The sequence below is a fragment of the Sulfuricurvum sp. genome, assembly GCF_023229695.1.
Classification (GTDB): Bacteria; Campylobacterota; Campylobacteria; order Campylobacterales; family Sulfurimonadaceae; genus Sulfuricurvum.
The window spans coordinates 1-25,924 of record NZ_JALNYS010000006.1; the positions used below are offsets into that span (position 1 = coordinate 1).

A 25,924-nucleotide genomic window follows, 5' to 3' on the forward strand; every position below is an offset into this window, starting at 1 on the left:
GCCGTTGATGTTGATATTGGTTGAGACGTAGTTCAGGTCGATCATAGTAATTCCCGCATCGGAAAGGGATTTGAGTTCACCTGATTGTACTTCTGCATCTTGGTTGGCATCGTTCCAGACTTGGAGTTGGGCGAACAGTTCGTCTCTTCTGTCTATTTTATTATCATGGTTGGAGTCAATAGTCCGCTTGAGCTCTTCGAATCCGCTTTCACTCAGGGAGCCGAATACTTCGTCGATCCCATCGATTTGACCGTTCTCATTTTTATCGTAGGAGAGGAGTGCGTCCGCTGGGCTGATCCATCCTACCCGTTCGCGCAGTCCGTCTCCGGTGATGTCGAAATAGGTCCCTGATGTTGCCAGAGCGGTCGTGGAGATAAATCCGTCCCTATCCATATCGAGGGCCAGCGGATCGTGGCGTTTGTCTTCGTCATCGTCGTAGACGGTCGCCGTACCGCTGTTTAGGACTTTGACTTTCACACCGGTGTAGGGACCTGAATAATTGGCACTCGGGGTGAGGGTTGCGGTATGATCTATCGCTCCTTCATCTTTTGTATCGCCGATCCATGAGTGGGTAAAGGTGTGGCTTTTCTCTCCGCCGGTGAAGGTATAAAACGCTTCTTCCGTATTCGTCACATAAACCTTTAGTCCTTCTTCATCTTCGAGGGAACGCGATAAGGTAACGGTAAAGGAGAGGCTTCGTTTGCCTGAGTCTCCTTCACTCGCGGATGCGGATTTGGTGATGCTTACGTCGATGTCTTTGTTTTCTACGAGTTTGATCCCCAGCGCTTCTTTGGTCGTAGAGTTCCAGTTGTTGATGGTGAGCTCTCCCCCTCCCCCTTTGGTAGTGACGATGAGGGTGTTACCGGATTCCTGATAGAAGAAGTTATCGTCTTCGTAGAACTCTTGATTTTTAACTTTCATTTTAGTACCACTCAGGTCGATGGTGTTAAAGACGACCATTCCCGCGTTATCGTCATCACCGATCACATCTCCCGCTCCGGCGATGTAAGTATCAAACCCCTCTCCTCCGTACATTTGATCATATTGGGTATCACTGCCGCCAAATCCGTCGTTACCTATGAGGACATCATTTCCGCTCCCTCCATAGAGCTCATCCGAGCCTGCGCCACCCGATAATGTATCGCTACCGATATCGCCATAGAGGATATCGTTGCCGTTATTACCGTAGAGCATATCGTTGCCTGCCACACCCCAGAGGATGTCGTTACCCTCGTTACCGATGAGGGTATCGTTACCGCCTCGTCCTTCGACGTAGTCATTTCCGGCTAAAGCATCTATGATATTACTCTGATCGGTCAATATGAGTATGTCGTTGTTGGGGGTGGGGAGTTGTTCAGTATCGGGGTTAGATTTCGGAGTCAGCGGATCGGGATCAATATTGTCGGGGATTCCGTCTCCGTCTCTATCTGAATCTTCCGCATCTTGAATGCCATCTCCGTCCATATCGGGATCAAGCCAATCGGGAATTCCGTCGTGGTCGATATCTGTCTCAGGTGGAAGAGGTTCGTTGGGGTTGTAAGTGAGATCGGGATCATATGGAATGAAGCCATATTTTGCAAATAACATTTTTTCTTCATATGAAAGCTCCTGCCATTGTTCTGGATGTTCTTTGAATAAATTTTCAATATTATCCTCATTCCACATCGGCACCAAATCACCTTGAAATTCACTTGAATTGAGCCCCGCCAACTCCAATGCTTTCCATGTATAGTCGATGCAACTGTTATTTAAGACGTTGTAATCGTCTGGTCCGAAGCCGTTTTGTGCGGCTAAAGTTTTTTGAGGATCTCCAAATTCTAATAATGTCCGATATTGTTCTATTGAAAGTTCCAAAGGTTGTGAAGTATAAGCAGATTCACCGATATACCCATCTTTATCGCTATCAACAATACCATGGCCCGTATATCCAGAGCTTTGCTGGTTGCTAACAGTACCATTTTCATCTTTTTGATATACCTCATACCACATATGACCTGCTAATGATTTATCGATTGGTCCTTCAGATGGGTAAGGAGCTAGCATTTCTTCAATATGCACTTGTAAATAATAAGTTGTTGCCATTGTTTTTCCTTTGTATTTTTAATGTTTTGTACTAAATCTATTAATCATAAAATGTGTAGTTACCCCTTTTGGTAGTTCCACATCCTCCATACTCTCTACTCTCACATGATAGTTTCGCAGTCTTTGTAAGTCGGATAGGATGAGTGTTTTACCGTATCCATCTCCATACAATGGTACTGAGATAATCTCTTCGATAATTTGACCTTTGGTATAGTGTTTTTCTTGACGATGTGACCATTTTTCACTATTTAAGATAACGGTCACATCATCACTTGCCCACCGAAGAGGTGTCAGCGTTATTTTTACCTTAAAATAGGGGGTAGTATTTTGTGGATGTCCGTTCCTAATATAATCTTTAATCTTATCATCCACATCACTTGCTATAAAAGCGCTTGGAGTATGAATCGTTAATTCAAAACTAACCAACGACCCCCAGATATTCCAAGGAGCTTGAAAATCAGTCTCATACACCGTCCCTTTTTTGGAAAAATCCACAGGTACTTCCAGTGGTACTTTGTTACACGTATCACATCCTCCAAACCCAAACAGTGCGGATGCACTTAGTAGCAAACCCAGTAAGTATTTCATATTATTAAATTCCTTTTTATTCTGTAAAGTATTTTTCATGCTACTTTCCTTTTGTTTAAATTTAATATATAAAAACAATTATTGATAATATCACTTTTGGGTGCATAAGTAAATGTATTTTGTTTAAATATATTATTACTTGATAACTGTGTGATATTTGCTATAGAAACAAATGCGCTGAGTGAGAGTCCCGTATAGATATCAGAAACCAGAGATTGAACGATGTCGTTGTTTACGCTTTGAACGAGAGTATCGATATCGTAAACCAATCCCCCCTGCTGCATCTGCATCACTTTTGCCAGATAGAGTTTTTCTTCGATTGTGTGGGTATCGCTGTTGAAATACTCGATAATTTTGGCGTTCATCGCGGCGCTATCATCGATGATGAAGCTCTGCGTGCTCAGGTCGTAATGGGTATCGCTAAACACATCCCCAAACACCGATTGCATCGCGAATGTGCTTTCGAGTGTATCGGCCAGTGCTTGGTATTTAATCTCCATTGTGCCATTGTCTGTTTTTGCTTCTGTCGGGATTTTGCCGTTATTGAGGTTGGTGTTGTAATACGCTTCTATCTGGAGCGTATTGGTATTGGTCGCTTCGAATCGCTCGACTATCCATGCTCTCTTATCCGCTTCCACCATATCAAACGTACTCATGCTGTATTTCTCACGGAGTTGGTTGACGTAGGCGGTGTAGCCGCTGTAGTGTTCGATGAAGGTATCGAACTGTGTCGCAATTTCTGGCAAATTGGTACTCATCTCTACCGCTATCGCTTTAAACTCCGGATCCATGTTGTAACGGATGAAGCTGTCATAGACCAGTCCGCTTCCCCGTAGCTGCGGGAGGAGGTTCGTGATCGGATCGATGGTGAAGTTCGGGATGTCATCAATATTGACCCGGGTGTCTTTGGCATCGGTAGCGAGTTGGATATCGGCGGCGAGTTCTTTGGAGCCTGTACCGGAGGTGTATTTGCTGGCTTCAACGAGGAGATTGCCGTTGATGTTGATATTGGTTGAGACGTAGTTCAGGTCGATCATAGTAATTCCCGCATCGGAAAGGGATTTGAGTTCACCTGATTGTACTTCTGCATCTTGGTTGGCATCGTTCCAGACTTGCAGTTGTTGGAACAGTTCGTCACGGCGATCTATCTTGTTATCATGATTCGAATCAATAGTCCGCTTGAGCTCTTCGAATCCGCTTTCACTCAGGGAGCCGAATACTTCATCGATCCCCTCAATCTGACCGTTCTCATTTTTATCGTAGGAGAGGAGTGCGTCCGCTGGGCTGATCCACCCTACCCGCTCACGCAGTCCATCTCCCGTGATATCGAAGTAGGTCCCCGATGTTGCCAGAGCGGTCGTGGAGATAAATCCGTCCCTATCCATATCGAGGGCCAGCGGATCGTGGCGGTTATCATCGTCATCGTCGTAGACGGTTGCCGTACCGCTGTTGAGTACTTTGACTTTGACATCATTGGTGGGACCGCTGTAGCTGGCGCTCGGGGTGAGGATGGCGACATGGTCGATACCTCTTTTTTCATCGATGGTATCGCCCTGCCATGAGTGGGTAAAGGTGTGGCTTCGTTCTCCGCTGGTAAAGAGATACGGTCCCCCTTCCGTATTAGATACCGAAACATTTAATGTCTCTGCGTCTTCCAGTGCTCTGGAGAGTGTAACGGTGAAATAGAGGCTTCGTTTGCCGTAGTTTCCTTCGCTTGTGCTTGCGGAGGCAGTGATGCTTACGTCGATGTCTTTGTTTTTAGTGAGTTCTAAGCCAAACCCTTTTTTACTGGTGGAGTTCCAGTTGTGAATCGTGATACTCTCACCGCCGTTTTTGGCAGTAACGATTAAAGTACTTCCCGCTTCGGTGTAGTAAAAATCATTGTCTTCGTACCGTTCTCCATTTTTAGCTTTGGTTTTTCTCCCGGATAGGTCGATGTTTTTGAAAACCACCCGTCCACTTTGATCCGAATCGTAGATGTCATCATGGTTTCCGGCGATGTAGGTGTCGAAATCGGCTCCGCCGTTGAGGGTGTCGTTAACACCGTCATCTCCGCCGTAGCCGTTGGTGCCGATCAGGGTATCGTTGCCCGTTCCGCCGACCAGTCCGTCCGAACCTGTGCCGCCGATGAGGATGTCGTTGCCGCCCATGCCGTAAATCCAGTCGTTTTTAGAGGCACCGTAAATGGTATTTGATCCGTTATCACCCATTGCGTATATTGCATTGTCGAGCATGTTATATTTATCGTAATATTCATCTAAAATCGGCTTCAAATATTCTTCATAATTTTCTTCAAAGAATTTATCTACATCTATACCATATTCTTTTAGGAATTCATCTAAACCTCTCCCTGCTTCTGCACCATTTAATTTTCCTGTTTGTTTTATTGCAACATAATATGCGATAGCACCTGCTATTAATTTTGGATCATTTGCTCTACCTGATCTTAAAATTAATAATGCAGCTGCAGTTGCTGCTGCATTAACAACTGCACTACCTATAAATCCACCTAATATTTCTAATGAACTTGCCACTTTTTATTCCTTATTTAAACTATATTTGAAAGCCATGTAAGTGCTTTTTTGAATGCACCATCTTGTGTACATTGATATTCTGAAATTTTTTGTGTCACAGTGACATAGACTAATTTCAGAATAAAGACTATTATAAAAAATACTATGGCGATTAAGCTACCAGTAAAAAATATTTTTGAATATGATTCAGCACCTAATATGGTGACAATTACATTAACAATAACTAAAAGCCCGAGCATTTTTAGAAATGTAAAAGATTCACATAATAAAAACTTTTTCATACATCCCCTCTTTTAAATGTTTTTTCATGATTTCCCTTTGTATTGATTTCATTTATAATGCAACAGCGTCCCAATGATGTATTTCGGGCTGCCTTGGATAATCGGTTTAGCCCGATGCCACCATGCCCACATCGGGGGGAACAGGATCAGCCTCCCCGGTTTGGGTTTGGCCATGATCTGCAATTGTGGAAAATCGGTCTCGCCCCCCTCGAAGTCGTCATTAAGATAGAAAAAGACCACCAAAAACCGTCTGGCGGAATCGTAGTTCGTGACATCGACGTGGGTATCGAAACGGTCGTCTCCTCCGGGGAGATAACGTTTCATCCGAATTTGTTCAAATGCATAATCACTCGGCCATTGATGCGGATCGATTTTGTTGTCGGCCTTGTATCGATCGATCGCTTCACGAAACAGCCCGTTTAGATATACGACGTCATCACGAAAAATATCGTGCTGATAGAGGTTGATCTGGGTGAAGCGCATCTGCCACTCATCGTGCGTATTTCGTACGTTGTGGTGACATTGGGGATTGGCCTCGAACCTCTCGATCAAGTCGTGGCAGTAGCCATAGCTTAGAACATCGTCGTAAATACTGATATAGTGGTGCATGATTAATCTACTTTTTTGGTTGTTTTTTCATCAACATTTTCAGACTTTCGCTGCCGAACCGTACGTTGAGCATCGCCATCTCCAGATACCGTATCGCTTGTACCGGTTCGATATTCTCCATCTGGCAAAACCGTGCAACGGTCTGAATGTGGTTAAGTCTATGAAAAAAATGAGATTTGCTGTTTTGGATGGAAGCGGGGTGCTTATGGTAAATATAATTGACTCTCGGATGGACGGTATAGGTATGGTGGTTATGTAAGACTCTTAGAACAAAGAGAACATCGCCGTAAACGTTCGGGTCCTCTGCCATCGGATAGCGTAGAAAAATCTCTCTTTTAGCAACCATCCCGTTGATGATTGCTCTGGGGGCGAGAATCAGCTCTTCGACATTAATCCCGACCGGCGGTTTAACACGATTAAGCCGTCCGAAATGGATATCGGTCTCTATACACTCAGGTAGTTCCAGCAATACATCGTCGCTATCGACGCGGCAAATATAATCGCCTGTTGCTTTTTGTACTCCTAGATTAAACGGCAATCCGTCATAGCCGGATTGATACGGGGTTTTGAGGTAAATGAAACCTGACGCTTTTGCCGTAGTGACGACGTGCTTATCGGTAGAGCAATCATCGACTAAAATCACCTCATACGGATTTAACCGCTTCAACCCCTGCAAACACTCGGCGAAGAGATGAATCGGAGGATTGTAAAAAGGGACGATGACGGATATTTTATTCATCTCACACTCAACCCTTCATCCAGATACTTGATCATCGGATAGATAAAGAACTCAATCACTCTGCGTTTACCGACTTTGAGTTCTGCGGTGACGCTCATCCCCGGATTGATGGTGAGATCTTTCCCCTCGACTCTAAGTGTTGTGTCATTCGGGGTGATTGCGATCTCATAGACGGGTCCGAGTTTCTCATCATCAATAGCATCATCGGCGATGTGTTTGACGGTGCCGTGGATGAGTCCGTATTTTTGGAAATCAAAGGTATCGATCTTGACCGCTGCATCCATCTCTTTGGTAATAAATCCGATATCTTGGTTCAGGACGGTTGCTTGGATGATGAGGGGGACGTTTTGGGGGATCAGGGTGAGGAGTTTTTCGGCCGGAGTGACGACACCGCCTACCGTATGGACGAGGAGTTTTCCGATGGTGCCGTCTACGGGGGCGATGATCTGCTGTTTGGCATTGCGAAACTGGGTTGTTTCAACTTCAGTACGTAACGAAGTCGCCTCTTTGCTTTTTTGGGTGAGTTCGGCCAAGAGTTTATTACGGTACTCTTGGGTGATCAGGCGGAGCTGTTGGTTCAGTTCACGGAGTTTTCCTCCGGATTGCGCGATAACGTGCTCTTTCATAGTGAGCTGTTCTTGATACTCTACTTTTTGGTTCTTGACATCTTCATACTCTTTTTTTGCGATGATGTCGAGCACCTCTTTGAGTCTTGCTTCATGTTCTTTTGCGCTTGCTAGGAGTTGTTTGAGTCTGCTTTTATCGGCTTGGGCGGTGAGGGTTTGTTCATCGTTTTGTCTGATCTGCTCTTGGAGTACTTGGCGCTGCTGCTCATAGGCGGATTTGGTGGAGAAGTACATCAGCTGCTGTGTGGAGATTGCCGCTGTCTCTTTGCATGCAGGATTTGGAATAAAAGGACGGTCATTAATAAGGGCGTTAAGACGATTTGTCTCCAGCTCTAAGAGGGCAAGGTTTTGCTGCTTCGAGGCGAGGTCGCTTTGGGTCATGGAGGGGTCGATCTCCATCAACACCTCCCCTTTTTTGACGCTCTGCCCTTCTTTAACGAGGATAGAGCCGATCACTCCCGTCTCTACGGGTTGGAGGGTTTTAATCTCACCGACGGGGATGACCTTTCCCCGTGCACTGACAACCACATCGATCTTGGCAAAGAAGAGCCAGAGCAATCCGATACTCATAAAGGCGAGTATGGTATACAGCAAACTTCTCCCCAGCGGTGAAGTAGGACGCTCTTCGATCTCGACGAGGAGCGGGGTAAATTCGTGTTTGTCTTTGGTGTGAAATAGTCCCATGAGTATAATATTCCTTTCTTTTAATCTTTCGCATTTATGCGAAAAGCTTTAGGGGATTTATCCAGAGCGGCTTTGCCGGTTTGGATGTGTCACATCAATGGTTAGCCTTGTTGGGTATAGAGTTTGTAGTAGTAGCCTTGAAGCCGCATCAATTCATCATGGCTTCCCCTCTCGACAATATGCCCCTTATCCATGACGAGGATGATGTCGCACTCTTTGACGGTGGTGAGGCGGTGAGCGACGATAAACATCGTCCGTCCCTGTTTAATCGTTTTTAGGTTATCCTGAATGATCCGTTCCGATTCGTAATCGAGTGCCGAGGTCGCTTCGTCGAAGATGAGGATACGCGGGTTGGTGATCAGGGCGCGGGCGATGGCGATCCGCTGACGCTGACCGCCGGAGAGTGCGGCTCCGCGTTCCCCGACCTCGGTATCGTACCCCTCGGAGAGTTCGGCGATAAACTCATCGGCCCCCGCCATGCGGGATGCGGCGATGATGTGTTCCATCGGGGCATCGGGACGGGAGAGGGCAATATTCTCTTTAATCGTCCCGCTAAAGAGGTAGTTTTCCTGCAACACGACCCCGATATTGTTACGGAGCCATTTGGGATTCATATGGCGGATATCGACCCCGTCGATAAAGATGGACCCCGCATTGGTGAGATAGAGGCGCTGGATCAGTTTGGTGATCGTACTTTTGCCGCTGCCGCTGCGCCCGACCAATCCGACACTGCTCCCGATCGGGATCTCGGCACTGATACCGTGCAAGACAGCCTGTGCATCGGGAGAATACGAGAAAACGATGTTTTCAAACGTGACACTCCCTTCGATACGAGGAAGGGTGATCGCTTTGTCGTTCATTTGCTCAGTGGGGGTGTTGAGGATATCCCCCAGACGGTCCACCGAGAGGAGGGTTTGCTGAAACTCGTTCCACAGATTGACCAGACGAAGAACGGGACCGGTAAACTGCCCCGCGAACATCTGAAACGCGATAAGCTGCCCGACGCTCAGTTTCCCCTCCAGTACCAGCGTCACCCCGATGTAGAGCATCGAAATAGTCATAAGCTTTTGCAACGCCCCGCTGACACCGCCGAGGATGTTCGAGAGGTTGGAGAGATGAAAGCCCGCATTGACGTAACGGGCGAGGTAATCTTCCCATTTGCGCTGCATGGAACCCTCCAGCGCCAGAGATTTGACCGTCTGGACTCCGCTCACCGCTTCGACGAGATAAGCGTTGCTTTGCGCCCCCATCTGAAATTTCTCTTCGAGGCGGCGGCGAAGTTCGGGGGTGATGATCAGATAGAGGATTGCGATGACGCTGACGAATCCCAAGACGATAAGGGTGAGTTTGACGCTGTAGAGGAGCATCACCGCGACAAAGACGACCGAGAAGAGGACATCGAGGATCAGGGTGACCGATTTATTGGCGATGAATTCGCGGATTTGATCGAGTTCGCGCACCCGGGCGATGATATTCCCCACTTTTCGTTTTTCGAAATAGACAAACGGCAATGCGAGGAGATGGTGAAACAGCTTTGAGCCCAATTTAGCATCGATTTTGGAGGTGGTATGGGCGAAGATGTAGCTGCGGATCAGGTTGAGAATCAGTTCAAACACCGCCACCGCGACAAAAGCGACGGCAAGGACATCGAGAGTGCTCATGGAGCGGTGGACTAGGACCTTGTCCAAGATCACCTGCGTAAAGAGCGGCGCGACAAGCCCGAAGAGCTGCAATACAAACGAGGCGATCAGCACTTCGGCCATCACCTTTTTATACTTCATGATCGCTCTGAAAAACCATCCGAATCCGAAACGGGCATCATTGCTCAAGATACGGTGTTTAAGGACGATGCATTGACCGGAACTCTGAGAGTCACACTCCTCATAGCTTAGAACATAAGGCTCTTTTTTAGAAGTATCGAAGAGTAAAAGTTCCCGTTTCTCCGTATTCGCCTGAAGGATACTCGTATAGCTACCGTCTTGTTTCAAGACAATGATCGGCATCGGATAAGCGGCAATGAGCTTCTCCAGAGAGAGCTTTTTGATCGACGCGCGAAACCCCTGCGCCGAAGCGATACGGGTCAGTTCTTCAATAGAGGGTTCTGCCTCGCTGAGGGCGTACTCTTTGACGATGGTGCGGGTATCCACCCCGATCCGGTTGAGTTTTCCGGCGACTTCGAGGGCGGTTAGCGCGGAGTGCATACTGCATCTCCGCCATCAGTGAGATCCAAATAAATCACTTATGCCACCCTCCGGCGACGATGTTCATCAAATCCTGATTGGCTTTAACGCTCTCAATCGAGGTGATGGCGATATCATGGGAAGCGGCGTAGCCGTTCATGGATTGAAGGATAAAATTGATATCGTTGGAGGTGAGGTAATTACCGTCGCTGAGGGAGAATTTTTCAATGGCGTCATAGGGACTGGCTTGATTGACGATACTAATACGGTCATTGGAGCCGTAATCGACGATTAAGGAGCCTTTATCCATGTATAACGCAAAATCTTTAGTGCCGATCCCCTGACCAAACTGCGCCGTATCGTATCCCGCATACATAGGATAACGCATCCAGCCGCTTGAGGTTTGAGCATCTAAAATCGTATCATTCCCGTTATTACGTTCAAAAATATAGGTATCATTCCCCCCTTTTCCATACAGCAGATCATTACCGTTCCCCCCCTTAAGGACATTATCTCCGTTATTGGCAATGAGGGTGTCGTTATAATGGCTTCCGGTAACATTTTCAACATTGAAAATAGTGTCGGATTTGCTTGCACCGATGGCTTCAAATCTTTCAAGATTGACGCTTACCCCTGCATTTGCATAGGTATAGGCAACGGTATCCGTGCCTCCACCTCCGAGAATACTATTACTGCCATTGTTGGTATAAATGATATTATCAAGAGCATTTCCGGTTGCGTTAATCCAGCCTGTTCCGCTCAGTATAAGATTCTCTACGTTCGCTTCCAGAGTGTACGATACACTGGATTGGACGGTATCGACTCCTTCATTGCTATTCTCAATTACACTATCGCCGGTATTGTCTACGACATAGGTATCGTTGCCTATTCCCCCTTTCATCGTATCGGCACCTATTCCTCCGTTGAGGATATTGGCTCCGGCATTTCCGGTCAAGGTATCGTTATAGACACTTCCGCTCAGGTTCTCGAAGTTGAGTACCGTATCACTCCCGGATCCCCCGGTAATTTGTGCCGTTGTAAGCGATAAATTGACCGTGACCCCTGCCGTTGCAGTGGAGTACGCTAAGGTGTCAATACCTGCCCCGCCATTGAGGAGATTGTTTGCATTGTTGGCATACATAAGATTATTGAGAGCATTTCCGATTCCATTGATATTGGCTGTTCCGGTCAGTTGAAGATATTCGACATTATCACCCAGAGTGTATGAAACACTTGATTGGACGGTATCGATTCCTTCATTGGTATTTTCAGTCACAACATCGCCGGCATTGTCTACGACATAGGTATCGTTGCCTAACCCCCCTTTCATCGTATCGGCACCCATTCCTCCGTTGAGGATATTGGCACCGCTGTTTCCGATCAAGGTATCGTTATAGATACTTCCGCTCAGGTTTTCGAAGTTGAGTACCGTATCACTCCCGGATCCCCCGGTGATTTGTGCCGTAGATAAAGATAAATTGACCGAGACCCCTGCCGTTGCAGTGGAGTACGCTAACGTGTCAACACCTGCCCCGCCATTGAGAATATTGTTTCCGCCGTTTGCATACATAAGATTATTGAGAGCATTACCGGTCCCATTGATATTGGCTGTTCCGGTCAATTGAAGATATTCGACATTGTCACTTAAGGTGTGTGAAACACTGGATTGAACGGTATCGATTCCTTCATTGGTATTTTCAGTTACAATATCGGAAATATTGTCCACGACATAGGTATCGTTGCCTATCCCCCCTTTCATCGTATCGGCACCTACTCCTCCGTTGAGGAGATTGTTTCCGGCATTTCCGATCAAGGTATTATTAAGAATATTGCCGGTTGCATTGAGTGCTGCCGTTCCGATCAATGTCAGGTTTTCAAGATTATCCCCCAACGTATAACTAATACCGGATTGGACGGTATCGACTCCTTCATTGCTATTTTCAGTCACAACATCGCCGGCATTGTCTACGATATAGGTATCGTTCCCCGATCCCCCTTTCATCGTATCGGCACCCACTCCTCCGTTGAGGGTATTGACACCGCTGTTTCCGGTCAGGATATTATTGAGCGTATTACCGGTTGCATTAAGTGCTGCCGTTCCGATCAGTGTTAGGTTTTCAAGATTATTACCTAACGTATAACTAATTCTTGACTGAACAGTATCGATCTCTGTCCCAAGCGTCGAAGTCTCCGTTACCACATCTCCGACATTATCTACGACATACGTGTCGTTCCCCGCTCCCCCGATCATTGTATCGATCCCGATTCCACCGTCGAGAACGTTGTTTCCGCTATTTCCGGTTAGGGTATTATTGAGTTCGTTCCCCATCCCGTTGATCGCGGCTGTACCGGTTAGAGTAAGCTTCTCGATATTTGCACCCAGTGCATACGTGATGGAGCTGTTGACCGTATCGATGCCTGCATTCACGTTTTCGACGACGATATTTCCAGCCGAATCGACGGTGTAGGTATCGTCTCCACGCCCGCCGTGCATTCGGCTTGTGCCGCTCAGAGTATCGTTTCCGGTCGTTCCGATTTTCCATTCCGAAAGGGCAACCATCGTACCGTCCGCGAACCGGAGGTTTTCGCTCGTACTGTTAACGTTACTGAATTTTTTGATCACAATCCGATCGGAGAGGGTATCGATCGCACCCGTATCCCCGACATTTCGCAAGGCCATAATCAGATCGTTCCCAGAGCGTTCGACGTCGATATCGCCAAGAGTTATTCCTTCACCCATCTGAATCATATCGTTGCCATTTTGCTTATCGTATTGCCAACCAAATAGAAGATTCCCGGACATATCCCAACCGATAGGAATTTGGGGATACATGTACGTAGGCTCATTAGGCGACAGTGTGTCGAACATGTATTCATATAAATAGCCAGTTTTTCCATAGCCTATAGGCTCACTCGTACCCGATTTATTGATCTTGATACCTGTCTCATACTCATCAATTGTATCCGCACCGTCTCCTCTGGAAAAAGCATAGATATCATTTCCTCCGCTTCCCTTGAGCGTATCATTTCCGATACCGCCTTCGAGCATATCGCCGTTCAGGGCACCGACGAGGGTATCGCTCCCCGCTTTACCGGACAAAACAACCCTTCCCGTACCGGACGTGGAGAAAACATCATTCCCGTCTCCGCCGATAGCCGCTTCAAAACCGCGAGCACTCAGATTTACCGAAACAGCTCCGCTTCCTTCGACGATGAGTGTATCGAATCCGTTACCTCCGTTTATGTTGGTAATCGTATCGCCGTTGTCGATGACGATGGTGTCGTCTCCGTTCCCGCCGGAGAGGATATCGCTGCCGATTCCCCCTTTGAGCCAGTCGTTTCCGCTGCCTCCGGCGAGGGTATCGTTGCCGCCGTTACCTTCCAGCACGACGTCCGTGGTTTTAGCCGAAGCATTTAACGCGTCATTTCCGGTACTGCCGATCGCTCCGTCCACTGCTGCGGTAGCTAATGAGAGGTTAAGTGCCGCATTCGTCGCAATCGCATAGCTTTTCCCTCCGTTCTGGCTCAGCTGGGTATAGCCTGTTTTTACAGTGGTCGTGTATCCGGCGGGATCGTAGGCGAACGCCGCATCGGCCAGATTCCCCGTCGTTCCGTCGGTTTTTGCGTAGGTGGTGAAACCAGCGATTTTATTCCCCTCTGTCTCGAATGCTACGGCATTGGATTGCAAGCCGACCGAAGTGACGTTCGCCCCTGAGAGAGTCATCAGCTCTCCCGCATCGGTCTCGGCATTTCCGTTACTATCTTTCCACACGCGGAATTTAGTAAACTCGGTATCACCGCTATCGAATCTGCCGTTCTTGTTGGTATCGAACTCGGATGCCAATGCCGCCAAATCGGTATCAGCCGCTGTCGTTCGGGAAGCGAACGCCATTTCGCGCGACGTGATTTTCCCATCATTGTTTTCATCATAGACGAGGAGGCCATCATCGGCTCCGACCCATCCGGTGTGGTGCATGGCGCCGTCCCCATTCACATCGAACCATGCGTAGCTTTCGTTCAGGGCAGTCAGTTCTACGCCGTCACCGTCGAGATCGAGAACAACGGGAGAGAAGAAATAATCGTATACATCAGAAAATGTGCTACCGATAGAATCGTATGCCGAAGAGAAGGCCCCGGTTACATAGCTGTACGCCGTAGAAAACATATTTCCGACGTAATCGTATGCCGTATTAAATGCATTATTGACGTAATCGTAAGCGGTGGAAAAGAGATTACTCACGTAACTGCCTGCATTCACCAAAGGATCGTACCAGTTAGTGTCTGCCATGACGGTGATCTTTTCGAGCTGAACGGCATTGTTCGTTTGTGTCTGGTACAGTACCGAAAATGCCGACGAGGGACTAGAAGCCGTCGGAACGGTGATAAAATCAGTCGGAAGATCTTGGCTTGTTGTCCGTCCAATCAGGGAACCTGTGGTGTTGTAGGCGGAGACGGTGGAAGAGGTTTTTGTGCCGGTGGTGTCGTAGCTGTCGTAGGTGATGAGGGTGTTATTCGTGCTAGGTCGGGAAAAGGTGATTGTCGTCGTGTCGGCATTAGCGGGTTGAGCAGTATTCAGGAAATCGTATGCGGACGCAGGAAGGTTGATGTTATTTTCGACTGTCCAGTCGATGATCGGTTTTTGTATGCTGTCCGTGTAGAATTTATAGATTTCGTCACCGTACAATCCGGCAGCAATCGCAGCGGCACCTGCACCAACTATCAATACTGGAGATACAGCGGCGGCAGCTGAGCTACCCAATGCAACCGTCAGCAGCCCTTCTAAACTTGCTCCCGCTAAAAGATCCGCTGCATATCCCGCACCGACACCGATCACCGCTTTTTCCAAATCGGCTCTTGCCTGCGGCGAACCTGAATAGGAGACAACTCCGGTAATCGTACCGTTCATCACCCCAAAGGATACCGCAAAAACTTCTCCGGGAGTACCACCATATACACTTGCCGTTTTAGCGATCATTGCCATCGTCCCGTCAAATCCCGTCATAATGCTTTGTAAATTGTCTTGTGATGCCATTTTATATCCTTGTTGTATATTTATTATTAAGCTTAAATAGCTTTAAGCCACCAACATTTTTTCAATGAAACAGGTTGCGTTTTAGCTCCTTTGACAAATGGATATATCTCTACGTTTTCCTGAAATTCAGAAACTTCTCGTTGTGAAATATCAGCCAAAAATTGCACTACTTTTTGCTCTGTTTTTTTACTAATTAAATTACGATCAATACGTATAAAGGATGAAAAACATTCAAGCCTTTTTGTAAATGCCATAGTTCGGAAATTAAATACTCGCATATTTGCATTTGTCAATGCGACATTGATTTCATTGTATTTCAATACTTTTTTTCCTAACAAAAGCCATCGTTTCTCTATCCGATCACGGTAAAATCGAAAATCTCGCGTCAAAAGAAGATTAATCGTCATCCCTATCGCAAAGAGCATAATCGCGTACATCGTGATATAAGCGATCGGGTTATTGTGCTCTACGAAATAGCCTCCAAAACCGTAAAACATAAAGATTCCCGGTACATACGGCATACACAACCGCCACAACACCCTCCACCATACATACCTCACTACCAGTAAAGGTTTTTCATTTTCCATTTGCATTTCATTCATTTATGCTGTTCTCCTGAGTTTCTCGTTCCCAACGTCCTCGTTGGGAATGCATACATATGTTTAAACCTTTTTGATTATCTCCACATCCGTTCAACATCGATTAGCCCCTCGTTCTCTTCTTAGTTTCGTGCGCTGCTATAGGCCGGTGACTTGCTTCGGATGACGATATCCAGTGTAATACGGTACACGTAATAAAATGCGGATGTGTCGGTTCGTAGACTTTACAGCGGCTTCGGCCCATCTTAGACGTTCCTTACTCTTTGGCTTTTATACGCATTCCCAACGAGGACGTTGGTAACGAGGGAAAGTTTATAACCATTTGATCGAAATTCATATCTGCTGGGACGATATAGGGTTTTCCAGTCGTTGGATCCATAACGGGATTCCCGCTTTTGTCGAAGAGGTATTTGGAATCAACATTTTTTATAAATGCTTTAGTGTCTGGATCAATAACCTTAGATTGAAATACTGCTGTTGTATAGGTAATACTCATTTTTTGTCCTTTGTGGTGGTGTTAAACATAATTTTGTGATCATAATCACGACATACATAATAAAAATTAGGCTCTATTTTTGTCACTTTTATAGGTATCTGCCCTATTTTTTCCCGCTTGTTATTCACATGAAGAGTTTGAAAAGCCCCCAGCTCACGATGATCATTCACAGGATCAAGTAAAGTGTCAGATTCATCATAGTAAACTTGGCAACTGTAGTTACCGTCGCTGCCAACAGAATCAAATCCTAACAACTGCCCTTTACCGTCTCGACCTTCCGAACCTTGCACTTCAGCTTGACGGAGATAATAGCGTTTCTCTTTTTGAAAGTTTTCGATTTTTTGGGTGAAATTTGAAGATTCATGTCCTATAGTAAATATGAGTCCTACCACTATCAATCGAACAAGTTCACCAAAAGCATCCATGAAATATAAATTAACCCATTGAAAGAGTATTTTTAAAAATGCTATTAAAGAATATAGGAACACCCCCATGCTTAGAAAAAAAGAAAAATTTTCTTCTCTAAGAAGACTATGTTCCCAATCGTTACTAAGAAGAATCCCATTGACTCGTGCATAAATAAATAATCCCGACAGTATTACTACGGGAACAACAATCAGCGATAAATACCGCTCTTTTAATACTTTTAAGTACGAATTTTCAGCTTTCACTTTTTTTGCTCCTTGGATAAGTTTTGGTATTTTTTCATGCTACTCTCCTTATATTTTTCAAGTTTTGATTTAATTATGTGATTCATTTGCGTGACTGCATTTTGCATATCGGGATTGAGGTTTGGACATCTTCTGGCTAATAGCTTAAATAAAGCTGGATTATTGGTGTGTTTTTTATCAAACATGTCACTATAAATAACATTTGTTTGATAATTATCAATTTTCATTGAGTCCAATATAACAGGTAAATTGTCCTTGATAATGATCGCTTCTTTGGATGTACACATTTCGGGTAAGAATTGCTGATTCTGCGTATGGTACATCCTGATTTTTATCAATTCAGATGATATGTCAACCATATCAGAACTATATGAAAGTGTCATAGCATGAACAAATTTTGACCCAAGGAGATACTTCTTTTTAACTACCTCATAGTGTTTAAGAACCTTTGAAAGATTTTTTACGCTTTGAGGATCATCTAAATAATAATCTTGATGTTGAGCGGGATATCTACGTGGGTATTTTCCAGAATAAAAGCTCACCAATGCTGCCATCGCTTGAAACCGAAATCCCCTAATCTCAGGTAAATCGAAATTGACCACACCGTACGGATACCGTTCTATCATCTGAAAAATCTCATCGTGTTTTTGAGCGAATTCCTGACAGGGAAGATTTTCATACGCCAGTGAATAATCATTACGAGGCGGTACAATCAATCCGTGGATATCTTTATAAAAAAGTACCCACCATACGATATCTTCAACACTATTTTTCGGGAGGAGTTTTTTCCCTTTTTGAAAGTGCTCATCCATTTGTCGGATTAGCTTTAGTATTACGGGGTTATCGTAATCCATAGTCGGATGCAACTCTTCGATATAAATTCGATATTCCATCGCTTTTAAAAACTCTGCACTTGCCGTAGGATTTTTCGATTTTTCGATGGGATACATCTCTCTGACTTTTTTTGCAGTTGCATCTGTCCAGTTTGATGCATACATAAATGCAGGAAATAATAGTGTAATTATGAATGCCAGAATCCTTGTGTATTTGAACCTAACTATTTTGTCTGAATAATTTAGTGCATTTATTTTCATGCCGCTCTCCTTATAGTTTTAAAGTTTTTTCTCGTTCCCAACGTCCTCGTTGGGAATGCATACATATGTTTAAACCTTTTTGATTATCTCCACATCCGTTCAACATCGATTAGCCCCTCGTTCTCTTCATAGTGTCGTGCGTTGCTATAGGCCGGTGACTTGCTTCGGATGACGATATTCAGTGTAATACGGTACACGTGATAAAATACGGATGTGTCGGTTCGTAGACTTTACAGCGGCTTCGGCTCATCTTAGACGTTCCTTACTCTTTGGCTTTCACAGTCTCTCCTGAGTTGGAGCATAAACTCATTCGGACATCTGTATGCATTCCCACTCAGAGAGTGGGAACAAAGGAAGGAATTCACTGATGCCACCCTCCGGTGACAATGGTCATCAAATCCTGATTGGCCTTGACACTCTCCATCGAGGTGATGGAGATATCATGGGAGACGGCGTAACCGTTCATGGACTGGAGGATAAGATTGATATCGTTGGAGGTGAGGTAATTGCCGTCGCTGAGGGCGGTGGTATCGATGGTATTCTCGGGGCTGACCTGATGAACTACGCCCCCACTGCCTCCAGCAGTTTGGCCAAATTTTCGGATCTCTTTTCCGATATCAACCGGCATTGTCCGAAACGGGGAGCCAAACAATCGTGATCTCTCTCGAACGTGCTGAAAATCAAATTCGGCAAGCGTATCATGGCCTGTTTGGATAGTGATATTATTGATATTGATCGTATCGATGCTACTCATGTTGGAGACGTTACCGCTACTTTCTTTTGAGGTTATTCCGGTGTGTATAAAATTTTCACCCTTTTTTTCAAATAGAAAATTGCTTGAAGACGGTGCGATCTGCTCTCCCGTATTCGGGTTTTCGACAACAACCCCTCCGGTTGAATGTGTACGATAGGGATCGTGTTCGATAGGTGTATTGAAATTATCAGGAAGGGGAGTTTGGCTCTCGGTTGCGGGAACCGTAGAGAGCCCTTGATCAGACGTGTTCCCTATCCATCCGCCGCTACTCGTACCGGTGAGTGTTGTCGTATCGGTAATGTTATCCCCAAAAGATTGACTGATTCCACCGCCGCTTATCGGCAATGTATCCGGCCATTGACTCTGACCCGGGGTACTCAATCCGGCAAAGCTGTCGATAGCGGCAGTATATTTTCGAACCGTTTGATTGAATCCACTCTCCGTCGGCACGATGGTTGAGAGTCCGAATGTTGGATCGATGACGTGATCACCCTTGAAATCAGCCTGATACGTAGAATTCTGAGTATCAACAACTCCTCCGGACGAGCGGATCACTTTTGATTGAAAGAGGGAGGTTAGGTGTTTGAAATGCATTGTTTTTCCTTTATTGTTTTATCATGATTGGTCACACCTGCGGCAAAAGATTTTGCCGCTTATGACGCCGCCGCCCTAAAGTGAGTTTTTATCGCTCAGTCGCCGTGCTTAGAATTTATCGCATTGCGCATGTTTCAACCTCCGTATGGTGAAGTTTCAGAGCGTATGCTTCGTACCCTTTTTGTATCTCTTCTATTTCGAGGGTCAGCTCCCGCTCTATCCCTTCGAGTTTGACACTCACTTCGCTTAACGCATCCGCTTCTCCCTGTGCACGGAGCCGTTGTGTCATCGCAATTTTGGTACGGATTTGCCCCAGTGCATCGGTTTCGTTTTGGGTAAGGAGTGTCAGACGTTCGATCTGCTGCTGTTTGGTTTGGGTTTCGTAGTCGAATTCCCGTTTGGCCAGAGCATACTCTTCTTGCAGCCGTTGCAGCTCATAGCCCAGACGTGAAGATTCGTGACGGTATTTAAACCCTTCAAATAAACTCCATCGGAGACTCACACCCGCATTCCAGCTGTTGGGACGAATCGCGTTTAACGCATCGTTACCGTTATGGCTGTCGGAGCCGTAAAGGTAATACGAGGAGTACAGCGATACGGTGGGCAGTTGCGACCGTTGCAGCATACTGATTTCGGCGTTTTTCTGGAGGATTTTCTCTTTGTACCGGCGGGATTGAACAACCGTATCGAAATCGGGATTCTTGATCGATGGGGCAAGAGGTTCAAAGGGGAGGAGTCGGGTTGTGTCGGTATCAAGATCGGTATGGGCAAGTTTGCTTAGAGCGATAAGATTTTCTTCGTATGTCATTTTCGACTTTTCGATCTCACGTTCCAGATCGATGAGGCGTATCGCTTCGTCTCCGACCGAAACACGCGATTCTTTGCCGGCCGTATATAACCGCTGTTTCAGAGCGTAGAGCTCTTTACGCAGGGAATGCATCCGTGTTTTATGGCGGTTTTCGGCATCCGCTTTTTGTCCGCTTGCGTAATGCTCAAGAAGCTCCTGATAGAGTCTGACCTCTTCGTTGCACTCTTCCAACCGTTTGATCGAAATCTCTTTTTCGGAGATTTCAATCTGTTTGAGCGTTGTACCGAAACGGTAGAGTTCGTAATTAAGCCGAAGTGCAAGGGAGTTTTTATAAAGGGTATTGGGGCTGATCGTCATGTCTGCTACCGTGATGTTGCCTGACGATGAAGAGGTGCTGTCGAAACTCTTACTGTACTCACTGCTATATCCCAACGAAAGCTGAGGATAAAGGGACGCATAGATCGTATTCAAACGTGATTCTTCAATGCGTGTATCAATACTGCGGAGTTTTAGGCGGTGAGAATGGTCCAAAGCGGCCGTTTTAAGGGAGCTGAAACTAATCTCACCGCCCTTCAGAGCAATTACCGGGAGAAAAGTTAAAAATAGTATTTTACGCATAACCTAATCATTTATATTAAATTTAAACTATAGATATTAGCATAATTTCATATTTGATGGTTTATAACGTTTTAAATAGTGTGTAAATAGAATGTTAGATTACAAAATGTAACATCATAAAATATTAATAATTATATAATAATCACAAAATACTATCTTAGGTAGTACGGATAAGGGTGCTAGAGCGTCGGGATGAGATACAAATCACACACATAGGAGCACACACCATCGAAGCATTGGATAACACGCAGGTGCTTTTATTTGATATCCCTATTATTTCTCGATACCGTCAATCACGCAACACTGCTGTGATATGACGGCGCGATACGCTCATCATTTTGGTTTTAACGTCGAGTTGACAGGGACACTCGCATTTGAAAATACAGGGGGGAAAGCTACCGCAGAAGAGTTGCACCACCCTTGTGAAGCAAGCATTTCGATTTAGCACTGTTATGAGTACGTAAGAGTGGATTGAGACAATATCGATAAAAGTTTAAATGCAATTGTTGAAGTTATTAGTTTAATATATACCCGCTATCGCACCTATAGCTGAAGATCAATTTTTTCTCCTACTATTTTCGCTAATTCTTTAAAATCTTTTTTTGCATCAAGTACAGCATTCGCATGACTCCCGATCGCACCATCAGCCGCTGTAAGATTAAAAATTGGTTTACGACACTCTTGAGCCATAGGCATCAATGAACGGTAATGTTTTATGGTGCCTAAACGATATTGATCATTTTCAGGTAAAAAAGTTTGATCTTCTGACACACCATCCAAAACTGACTCGCGGTAAACTTGCGGAATACGGTTAATCCATTTATCGTATGCTTTTACCGGTCTATCTAATCGTACGGTATGTTGTTGAGATAAATATCCGATAGGTTGCATACGCCCAGTCGGTAATTTAAAATTTGGATAATGGGACGGTTCTGAACTGCTTTTCCAATTATTCAATCTTTTTTGCCATAAATTTCTCCAACTTTTCAATGCAGGACCTAAATTTTTCAACCCTTGCAATGAAAACAGATCAGCACCGAGAGGTATAATGACATAATCGGTAGCCAACAAAACCGATCGGTTAATAGCCCCCAAATTGGGTCCAATATCTACTAGAATAATCTCTGCATCGACTTTTATAGCAGCTGTTTGCATAACATGCCAAAAAGAGCTCAAAATACGCATTGGTCGATAAAGATTAGTATCCGCCATACTTTTAGGCCATTCACCCGCCAGAGTATCCTCATAGCTTGATAGTGCAACATCACCCGGAATCAAATACAAATTATTGACAATCTGTTGTAATTTCGGCTCCGTAATATCACCAACACCCGTTAATGGTTTAACACATTGAAATACAGTTGAACCTTCAACCGAATTATTCCAGAGTTCATCAATCTGATCTTCGTTTAAAAAAGCGGCCGTTAAATTGGCTTGCGGATCCAAATCGGCAACGACGACACGTTTTCCAAGGGATGCAAACATCCATGACAAGTGATAGATGAGTGATGTTTTTCCTACCCCACCTTTATTATTAAAAAATGTAAGAATTGGGATACTCATGCTTTTTGCCTTAGCGTACACAGAACATGACTTTCATTGACCGTAAATTCCAAATCCGGATTGCCATTGGATGCCAACTCTCTTTTTGCAGTTGCAATCCCCCTACCGAATGATTGTACGTATCCGAATGTTTTTAAAACATCTCCCACATTCGGATTGCGATAATCGGTCATCCCCGGTCGCCCAAAATTATCTACCGTAACATTTCCGTAAGGTCCGCCCGGACTGGTGATTTCAATTCGATCATTGAACCAATAAACTCGAATAGGAGCATTCGTCACTTCATAGGTTCGATGTAACACCGCATTATAGATTATCTGTTGTAAGGCTGCCTGCGGATACGGTATATCAAACCGATGCGTAGCAGATGAAATGATATCAACGGCTACACGATTATGTGATTTTAATTTCTCTTCAATACGACGAAGCATCTCTACTAAAGCACCGCCTATTTTTTCTTCATCAATCACAGGATCTGCCAACTCTTTACCGTCAATTCGTAAAAACTGTATAGAAGCACCCGGTATAAAATCTTGCGGGCTTTTTCCAATTGCAAGCAAACCTAAAACGGTCGGAGTCGTATCATCCGGTGAAACAATCATTTTACACGAAGAGAGACGTTCTTCATAGGTTCGACCGTTTGCTTCTAATATATCCGATGCGAAGGCAGAGGGCAAATAGTCATTCTCAAATTTAGACTTGGATAAATCAGTGATTTTTGCTGTCGGTATAGGATACAGATCAAAAGGGAGATTTTTATACCGTCTTTTTTCGTTTAATATCCGTTCATCCTGTGCATTAGAGATAGAGCGTCGAGAACCCGTACGCACCCAAATGCGACCATCGTATTTAACGGGAGGCATATCAGAAGGCATAACCGTAACCACTGCTATTTCAGCACCCTTAAGCACCCGTTTTTCGACACTCATAACCGGTAAAGGGAGAATATTTCCATCCGTCTTAATATTTGCCAAAGTTAATAATAATTGATCATCAATTGGAAAATCTGAGGGTGTTCCGTTATCTTTTGCGCCAATAAACAAAACACCGGGATGGTTATGATTTGATAAATCATTTGAGAAAGCACAAATAGCCTGTCGTGCTTTTGTAGGAACATCCCCTTTAAATGACTCTTTTCGTTCTGACAACTCCGATTCGGGTGAGTTTAATAGTTCTAAAAGCTCTTCATCACTATATCGTCTCATCTTCTCCCCATTAAAGCTAATTAATTATTGCTATCATACCTTTTTCAGTCTAAAACCTTCTCGCAATACATTCACCCCTCATCTCTCCCTAGAAATTCTCTCTAAAAAGCTAGCGTAATACCGAGTTATCCTCACTCTGTTGATTCGAAGAGCTTAAAATTTGTTCTAAAAACCCTATCTCGGCAATCCCTGATTTTTGCTCATCATTGCGAAGCGTCTGAATTTGTTCCAACATCTCACTGCTCATCAGCATTTCGCTCTCTTTGCCTTTTTTCTCTTTTTCTTCTTTTTGGGCTTCCATCATCTCTTCAATAAGCTTTTTTTTATAGTCATTCACCATTTTGTTGATATCCATCGGGATTTCAGGGTTTTTCTCTTTCTCTTTGAGCAGTTTGGCACGATACTCTTCGACGAGGGCTTTGATTTTCTCTTCATCAAGCTCTTTTAGAAAAACAGCGGCACCTTTGTCGCGCAAGTCATTTTTAAACTTGCTCAATTCACCATCCTCGGCATTGATCTCATCGCGTGTTTGATACTCTTGTACCGGATAAAACCCAGCAATCAGTGCCGCATAATCTTGATCGATGCTCTCATCTTTCGTGATGCAGGGTAACGTATTGAGCGACGTATTGGTAACAGCGGCTACATTCATACTCATCTCCAAACATGATTTAAGTACTCATAACAAGCAAAAATCGTTCTCTAATATGATAAATCTGGAAATATTACGCTGCAAGATCGGCATGTATCTTGCAGCCCCTCTTTTATTCGGATTATACGTCCCACGGAGCCGGTTTTCCGACATTGGCAAAGACGGGATTGTTAAAGGCGTATTTGAGGTCTTCTGCGAGATTCAGCAGACCGTTATAACCGCCGTAACTCGTCTTTTTCTCCTGATTGACGTCGATAAATGAGATCTTTTTCTTGATGGCGGTATAGAGGCTCCGTCCCCCGGCGAGGAGGATGTGGGCCCCCGTCGAATCGATCACTTTTCCCTGTTCGGAAGCGGGCTTGGTCATAAGTACCCCGTTCTCTCCCAAATATTCGCGTGCCTTGTCAATATCATCCTGCGTTGATTTGGCGACACTCGTTGCTACCACTTCGATCCCGAGATCCTGCAATCCCGAAGCGATCGACCACGCCTTGTTCCCTCCGGTATTTAGGACCGCTTTTTTCCCCTCAAAAAGTTTTCGATACGGGAGAAGTGCCGCTTCCAATGCCGCTTCCTCTTCGGCAATGACCGCTTCGGCCCGTGCAATCAGTTCCGGACACCCCAGAGCCGCAACGATCTCACGGATAGCGAACGTCGTATCCCGTTTTCCGTAAAATGAAACCGAAATCCAGGGGACACCGTACTGCTCCTGCATCTTTCGTGTCAGTGTGATCAATGATTTTGCACAGACGATGACATTGAGTTTGGCGCGGTGAGCCGTGCGGATATCGCCGACACGCCCGTCCCCGCTCATCGAGCTGAGAACCCGAATCCCTATTTTGTCAAACAGCGGCAGGTACTGCCACATATCCCCGGTGACGTTGTAATCACCGATGAGATTAATATCATAGGGTGTGAGCGTTTCGGGTTCTTTCGTTCCGATCAAATGTTCCAAAACCGCTTCCCCCGCCAGACGGGATCCCAGATTTTTGCTTCCGACAAATCCGGGTGCATGGACCGGAACGATGGGGACGCCGTATTTCTCACTCCCCTTTTTGCAGGTCATATCGATATCATCCCCTACCAATGCGGTGACACAGGTCGAATAGACGAATATCGCTTCGGGCTGATACTCTTTCATGACATAATCGATCGAATCGGCCAAACGCTTATCCCCACCGAAGATAACGTCATTCGTACTGATCCCCGTCGTGAACCCCATTTGTGTATGATCCCTCCCGGTATACGACGTTTTTGTCTCACGTGTCTCCCAGGATGCTCCCAGACACGTTTGCGGTCCGTGGACCAGATGGACGGCATCGGCATACGGAAAAAGTGAAATCTGCGCCCCGTCAAAAGCACATCCCCCTGCCGCAAGACCGGGTTTGGGTTTGTCACACCCCTCTCCGGGTTTTTTGTCTTTACTGTGAGAGCAGGCACTCTCATTCATGAGTTCTTTGATTTTAGCACGACTGACCATCGGTAACCCCCGGTATGAAGTAACACTAAATATGC

Annotated in this window: 19 protein-coding genes; all 19 read right to left on the reverse strand. The window is 45.3% G+C overall.

Annotation, left to right across the window (positions count from 1 at the left end; translation table 11 throughout):
• Positions 1–2,082 (reverse strand): hypothetical protein (locus M0P91_RS05045; protein ID WP_295065267.1); only part of this gene is annotated, 2,082 nt, incomplete at its 3' end.
• A gap of 18 nt (positions 2,083–2,100) precedes the next feature.
• Positions 2,101–2,709: a hypothetical protein gene (locus tag M0P91_RS05050; protein WP_295065269.1), complete on the reverse strand. Its 609-nt coding sequence runs from the start codon at positions 2,707–2,709 to the stop codon at positions 2,101–2,103.
• A complete protein-coding gene (locus M0P91_RS05055) occupies positions 2,706–4,943 on the reverse strand; it encodes a hypothetical protein (protein ID WP_295065271.1) in 2,238 nt (745 codons plus the stop codon). Before M0P91_RS05055 ends, M0P91_RS05050 begins: the two co-directional genes overlap by 4 nt.
• Before the next feature lie 275 nt (positions 4,944–5,218).
• Positions 5,219–5,485 carry a hypothetical protein gene (locus M0P91_RS05060; RefSeq protein ID WP_295065273.1) on the reverse strand — a complete coding sequence of 89 codons (267 nt, stop codon included), beginning with the start codon at positions 5,483–5,485 and terminating at the stop codon, positions 5,219–5,221.
• Between the two features lie 48 nt (positions 5,486–5,533).
• Complete coding sequence (locus tag M0P91_RS05065) at positions 5,534–6,094, reverse strand: 2OG-Fe(II) oxygenase (protein WP_295065275.1); 561 nt, start codon at positions 6,092–6,094, stop codon at positions 5,534–5,536.
• A gap of 7 nt (positions 6,095–6,101) precedes the next feature.
• Positions 6,102–6,833: a glycosyltransferase family 2 protein gene (locus M0P91_RS05070; RefSeq protein WP_295065277.1), complete on the reverse strand. Its 732-nt coding sequence runs from the start codon at positions 6,831–6,833 to the stop codon at positions 6,102–6,104.
• A complete protein-coding gene (locus M0P91_RS05075) occupies positions 6,830–8,143 on the reverse strand; it encodes an HlyD family type I secretion periplasmic adaptor subunit (RefSeq protein WP_295065279.1) in 1,314 nt (437 codons plus the stop codon). The genes M0P91_RS05070 and M0P91_RS05075 overlap by 4 nt, the downstream gene beginning before the upstream one ends.
• Positions 8,144–8,244: 101 nt before the next feature.
• Positions 8,245–10,344 (reverse strand): type I secretion system permease/ATPase, encoded by a 2,100-nt coding sequence (locus M0P91_RS05080; protein WP_295065281.1) that lies wholly within the window; start codon positions 10,342–10,344, stop codon positions 8,245–8,247.
• 34 nt (positions 10,345–10,378) lie between these two features.
• The gene (locus tag M0P91_RS05085) at positions 10,379–15,355 is read right to left on the reverse strand and encodes a hypothetical protein (RefSeq protein WP_295065283.1); all 4,977 of its coding nucleotides are present in this window, start codon (positions 15,353–15,355) and stop codon (positions 10,379–10,381) included.
• A 32-nt stretch (positions 15,356–15,387) separates the two neighbouring features.
• Entirely contained in the window at positions 15,388–15,957 is a 570-nt protein-coding gene (locus M0P91_RS05090) for a hypothetical protein (RefSeq protein WP_295065285.1), read from the reverse strand.
• Positions 15,958–16,210: 253 nt separating this feature from the next.
• Positions 16,211–16,450: a hypothetical protein gene (locus M0P91_RS05095; RefSeq protein ID WP_295065287.1), complete on the reverse strand. Its 240-nt coding sequence runs from the start codon at positions 16,448–16,450 to the stop codon at positions 16,211–16,213.
• The gene (locus M0P91_RS05100) at positions 16,447–17,121 is read right to left on the reverse strand and encodes a hypothetical protein (RefSeq protein WP_295065289.1); all 675 of its coding nucleotides are present in this window, start codon (positions 17,119–17,121) and stop codon (positions 16,447–16,449) included. The genes M0P91_RS05095 and M0P91_RS05100 overlap by 4 nt, the downstream gene beginning before the upstream one ends.
• A complete protein-coding gene (locus M0P91_RS05105) occupies positions 17,118–18,215 on the reverse strand; it encodes a hypothetical protein (RefSeq protein WP_295065291.1) in 1,098 nt (365 codons plus the stop codon). The genes M0P91_RS05100 and M0P91_RS05105 overlap by 4 nt, the downstream gene beginning before the upstream one ends.
• Positions 18,216–18,576: 361 nt before the next feature.
• On the reverse strand, positions 18,577–19,563 hold the full coding sequence (locus M0P91_RS05110; RefSeq protein WP_295065293.1) for a hypothetical protein: 987 nt from the start codon (positions 19,561–19,563) through the stop codon (positions 18,577–18,579).
• 115 nt (positions 19,564–19,678) lie between these two features.
• Complete coding sequence (locus tag M0P91_RS05115; protein ID WP_295065295.1) at positions 19,679–20,989, reverse strand: TolC family protein; 1,311 nt, start codon at positions 20,987–20,989, stop codon at positions 19,679–19,681.
• A 543-nt stretch (positions 20,990–21,532) separates the two neighbouring features.
• Positions 21,533–22,552 (reverse strand): AAA family ATPase, encoded by a 1,020-nt coding sequence (locus tag M0P91_RS05120; RefSeq protein WP_295065299.1) that lies wholly within the window; start codon positions 22,550–22,552, stop codon positions 21,533–21,535.
• Complete coding sequence (locus tag M0P91_RS05125; RefSeq protein WP_295065300.1) at positions 22,549–23,757, reverse strand: ATP-binding protein; 1,209 nt, start codon at positions 23,755–23,757, stop codon at positions 22,549–22,551. The genes M0P91_RS05120 and M0P91_RS05125 overlap by 4 nt, the downstream gene beginning before the upstream one ends.
• 109 nt (positions 23,758–23,866) lie before the next feature.
• A complete protein-coding gene (locus M0P91_RS05130; RefSeq protein ID WP_295065303.1) occupies positions 23,867–24,409 on the reverse strand; it encodes a hypothetical protein in 543 nt (180 codons plus the stop codon).
• A gap of 121 nt (positions 24,410–24,530) precedes the next feature.
• The gene (nifE, locus tag M0P91_RS05135; RefSeq protein ID WP_295065306.1) at positions 24,531–25,889 is read right to left on the reverse strand and encodes a nitrogenase iron-molybdenum cofactor biosynthesis protein NifE; all 1,359 of its coding nucleotides are present in this window, start codon (positions 25,887–25,889) and stop codon (positions 24,531–24,533) included.
• Positions 25,890–25,924: the final 35 nt, after the last annotated feature.

Bases quoted from the DNA above. Each gene is read 5' to 3' on its own strand.
- M0P91_RS05115 (WP_295065295.1), bottom strand. From the start codon at position 20,989: ATGCGTAAAATACTATTTTTAACTTTTCTCCCGGTAATTGCTCTGAAG.
- M0P91_RS05085 (WP_295065283.1), bottom strand. From the start codon at position 15,355: ATGGCATCACAAGACAATTTACAAAGCATTATGACGGGATTTGACGGG.
- M0P91_RS05130 (WP_295065303.1), bottom strand. From the start codon at position 24,409: ATGAATGTAGCCGCTGTTACCAATACGTCGCTCAATACGTTACCCTGC.
- nifE (WP_295065306.1), bottom strand. From the start codon at position 25,889: ATGGTCAGTCGTGCTAAAATCAAAGAACTCATGAATGAGAGTGCCTGC.
- M0P91_RS05075 (WP_295065279.1), bottom strand. From the start codon at position 8,143: ATGGGACTATTTCACACCAAAGACAAACACGAATTTACCCCGCTCCTC.
- M0P91_RS05090 (WP_295065285.1), bottom strand. From the start codon at position 15,957: ATGAATGAAATGCAAATGGAAAATGAAAAACCTTTACTGGTAGTGAGG.
- M0P91_RS05070 (WP_295065277.1), bottom strand. From the start codon at position 6,833: ATGAATAAAATATCCGTCATCGTCCCTTTTTACAATCCTCCGATTCAT.
- M0P91_RS05060 (WP_295065273.1), bottom strand. From the start codon at position 5,485: ATGAAAAAGTTTTTATTATGTGAATCTTTTACATTTCTAAAAATGCTC.
- M0P91_RS05125 (WP_295065300.1), bottom strand. From the start codon at position 23,757: ATGAGACGATATAGTGATGAAGAGCTTTTAGAACTATTAAACTCACCC.
- M0P91_RS05050 (WP_295065269.1), bottom strand. From the start codon at position 2,709: ATGAAAAATACTTTACAGAATAAAAAGGAATTTAATAATATGAAATAC.
- M0P91_RS05095 (WP_295065287.1), bottom strand. From the start codon at position 16,450: ATGAGTATTACCTATACAACAGCAGTATTTCAATCTAAGGTTATTGAT.
- M0P91_RS05065 (WP_295065275.1), bottom strand. From the start codon at position 6,094: ATGCACCACTATATCAGTATTTACGACGATGTTCTAAGCTATGGCTAC.
- M0P91_RS05120 (WP_295065299.1), bottom strand. From the start codon at position 22,552: ATGAGTATCCCAATTCTTACATTTTTTAATAATAAAGGTGGGGTAGGA.
- M0P91_RS05080 (WP_295065281.1), bottom strand. From the start codon at position 10,344: ATGCACTCCGCGCTAACCGCCCTCGAAGTCGCCGGAAAACTCAACCGG.
- M0P91_RS05105 (WP_295065291.1), bottom strand. From the start codon at position 18,215: ATGAAAATAAATGCACTAAATTATTCAGACAAAATAGTTAGGTTCAAA.
- M0P91_RS05110 (WP_295065293.1), bottom strand. From the start codon at position 19,563: ATGCATTTCAAACACCTAACCTCCCTCTTTCAATCAAAAGTGATCCGC.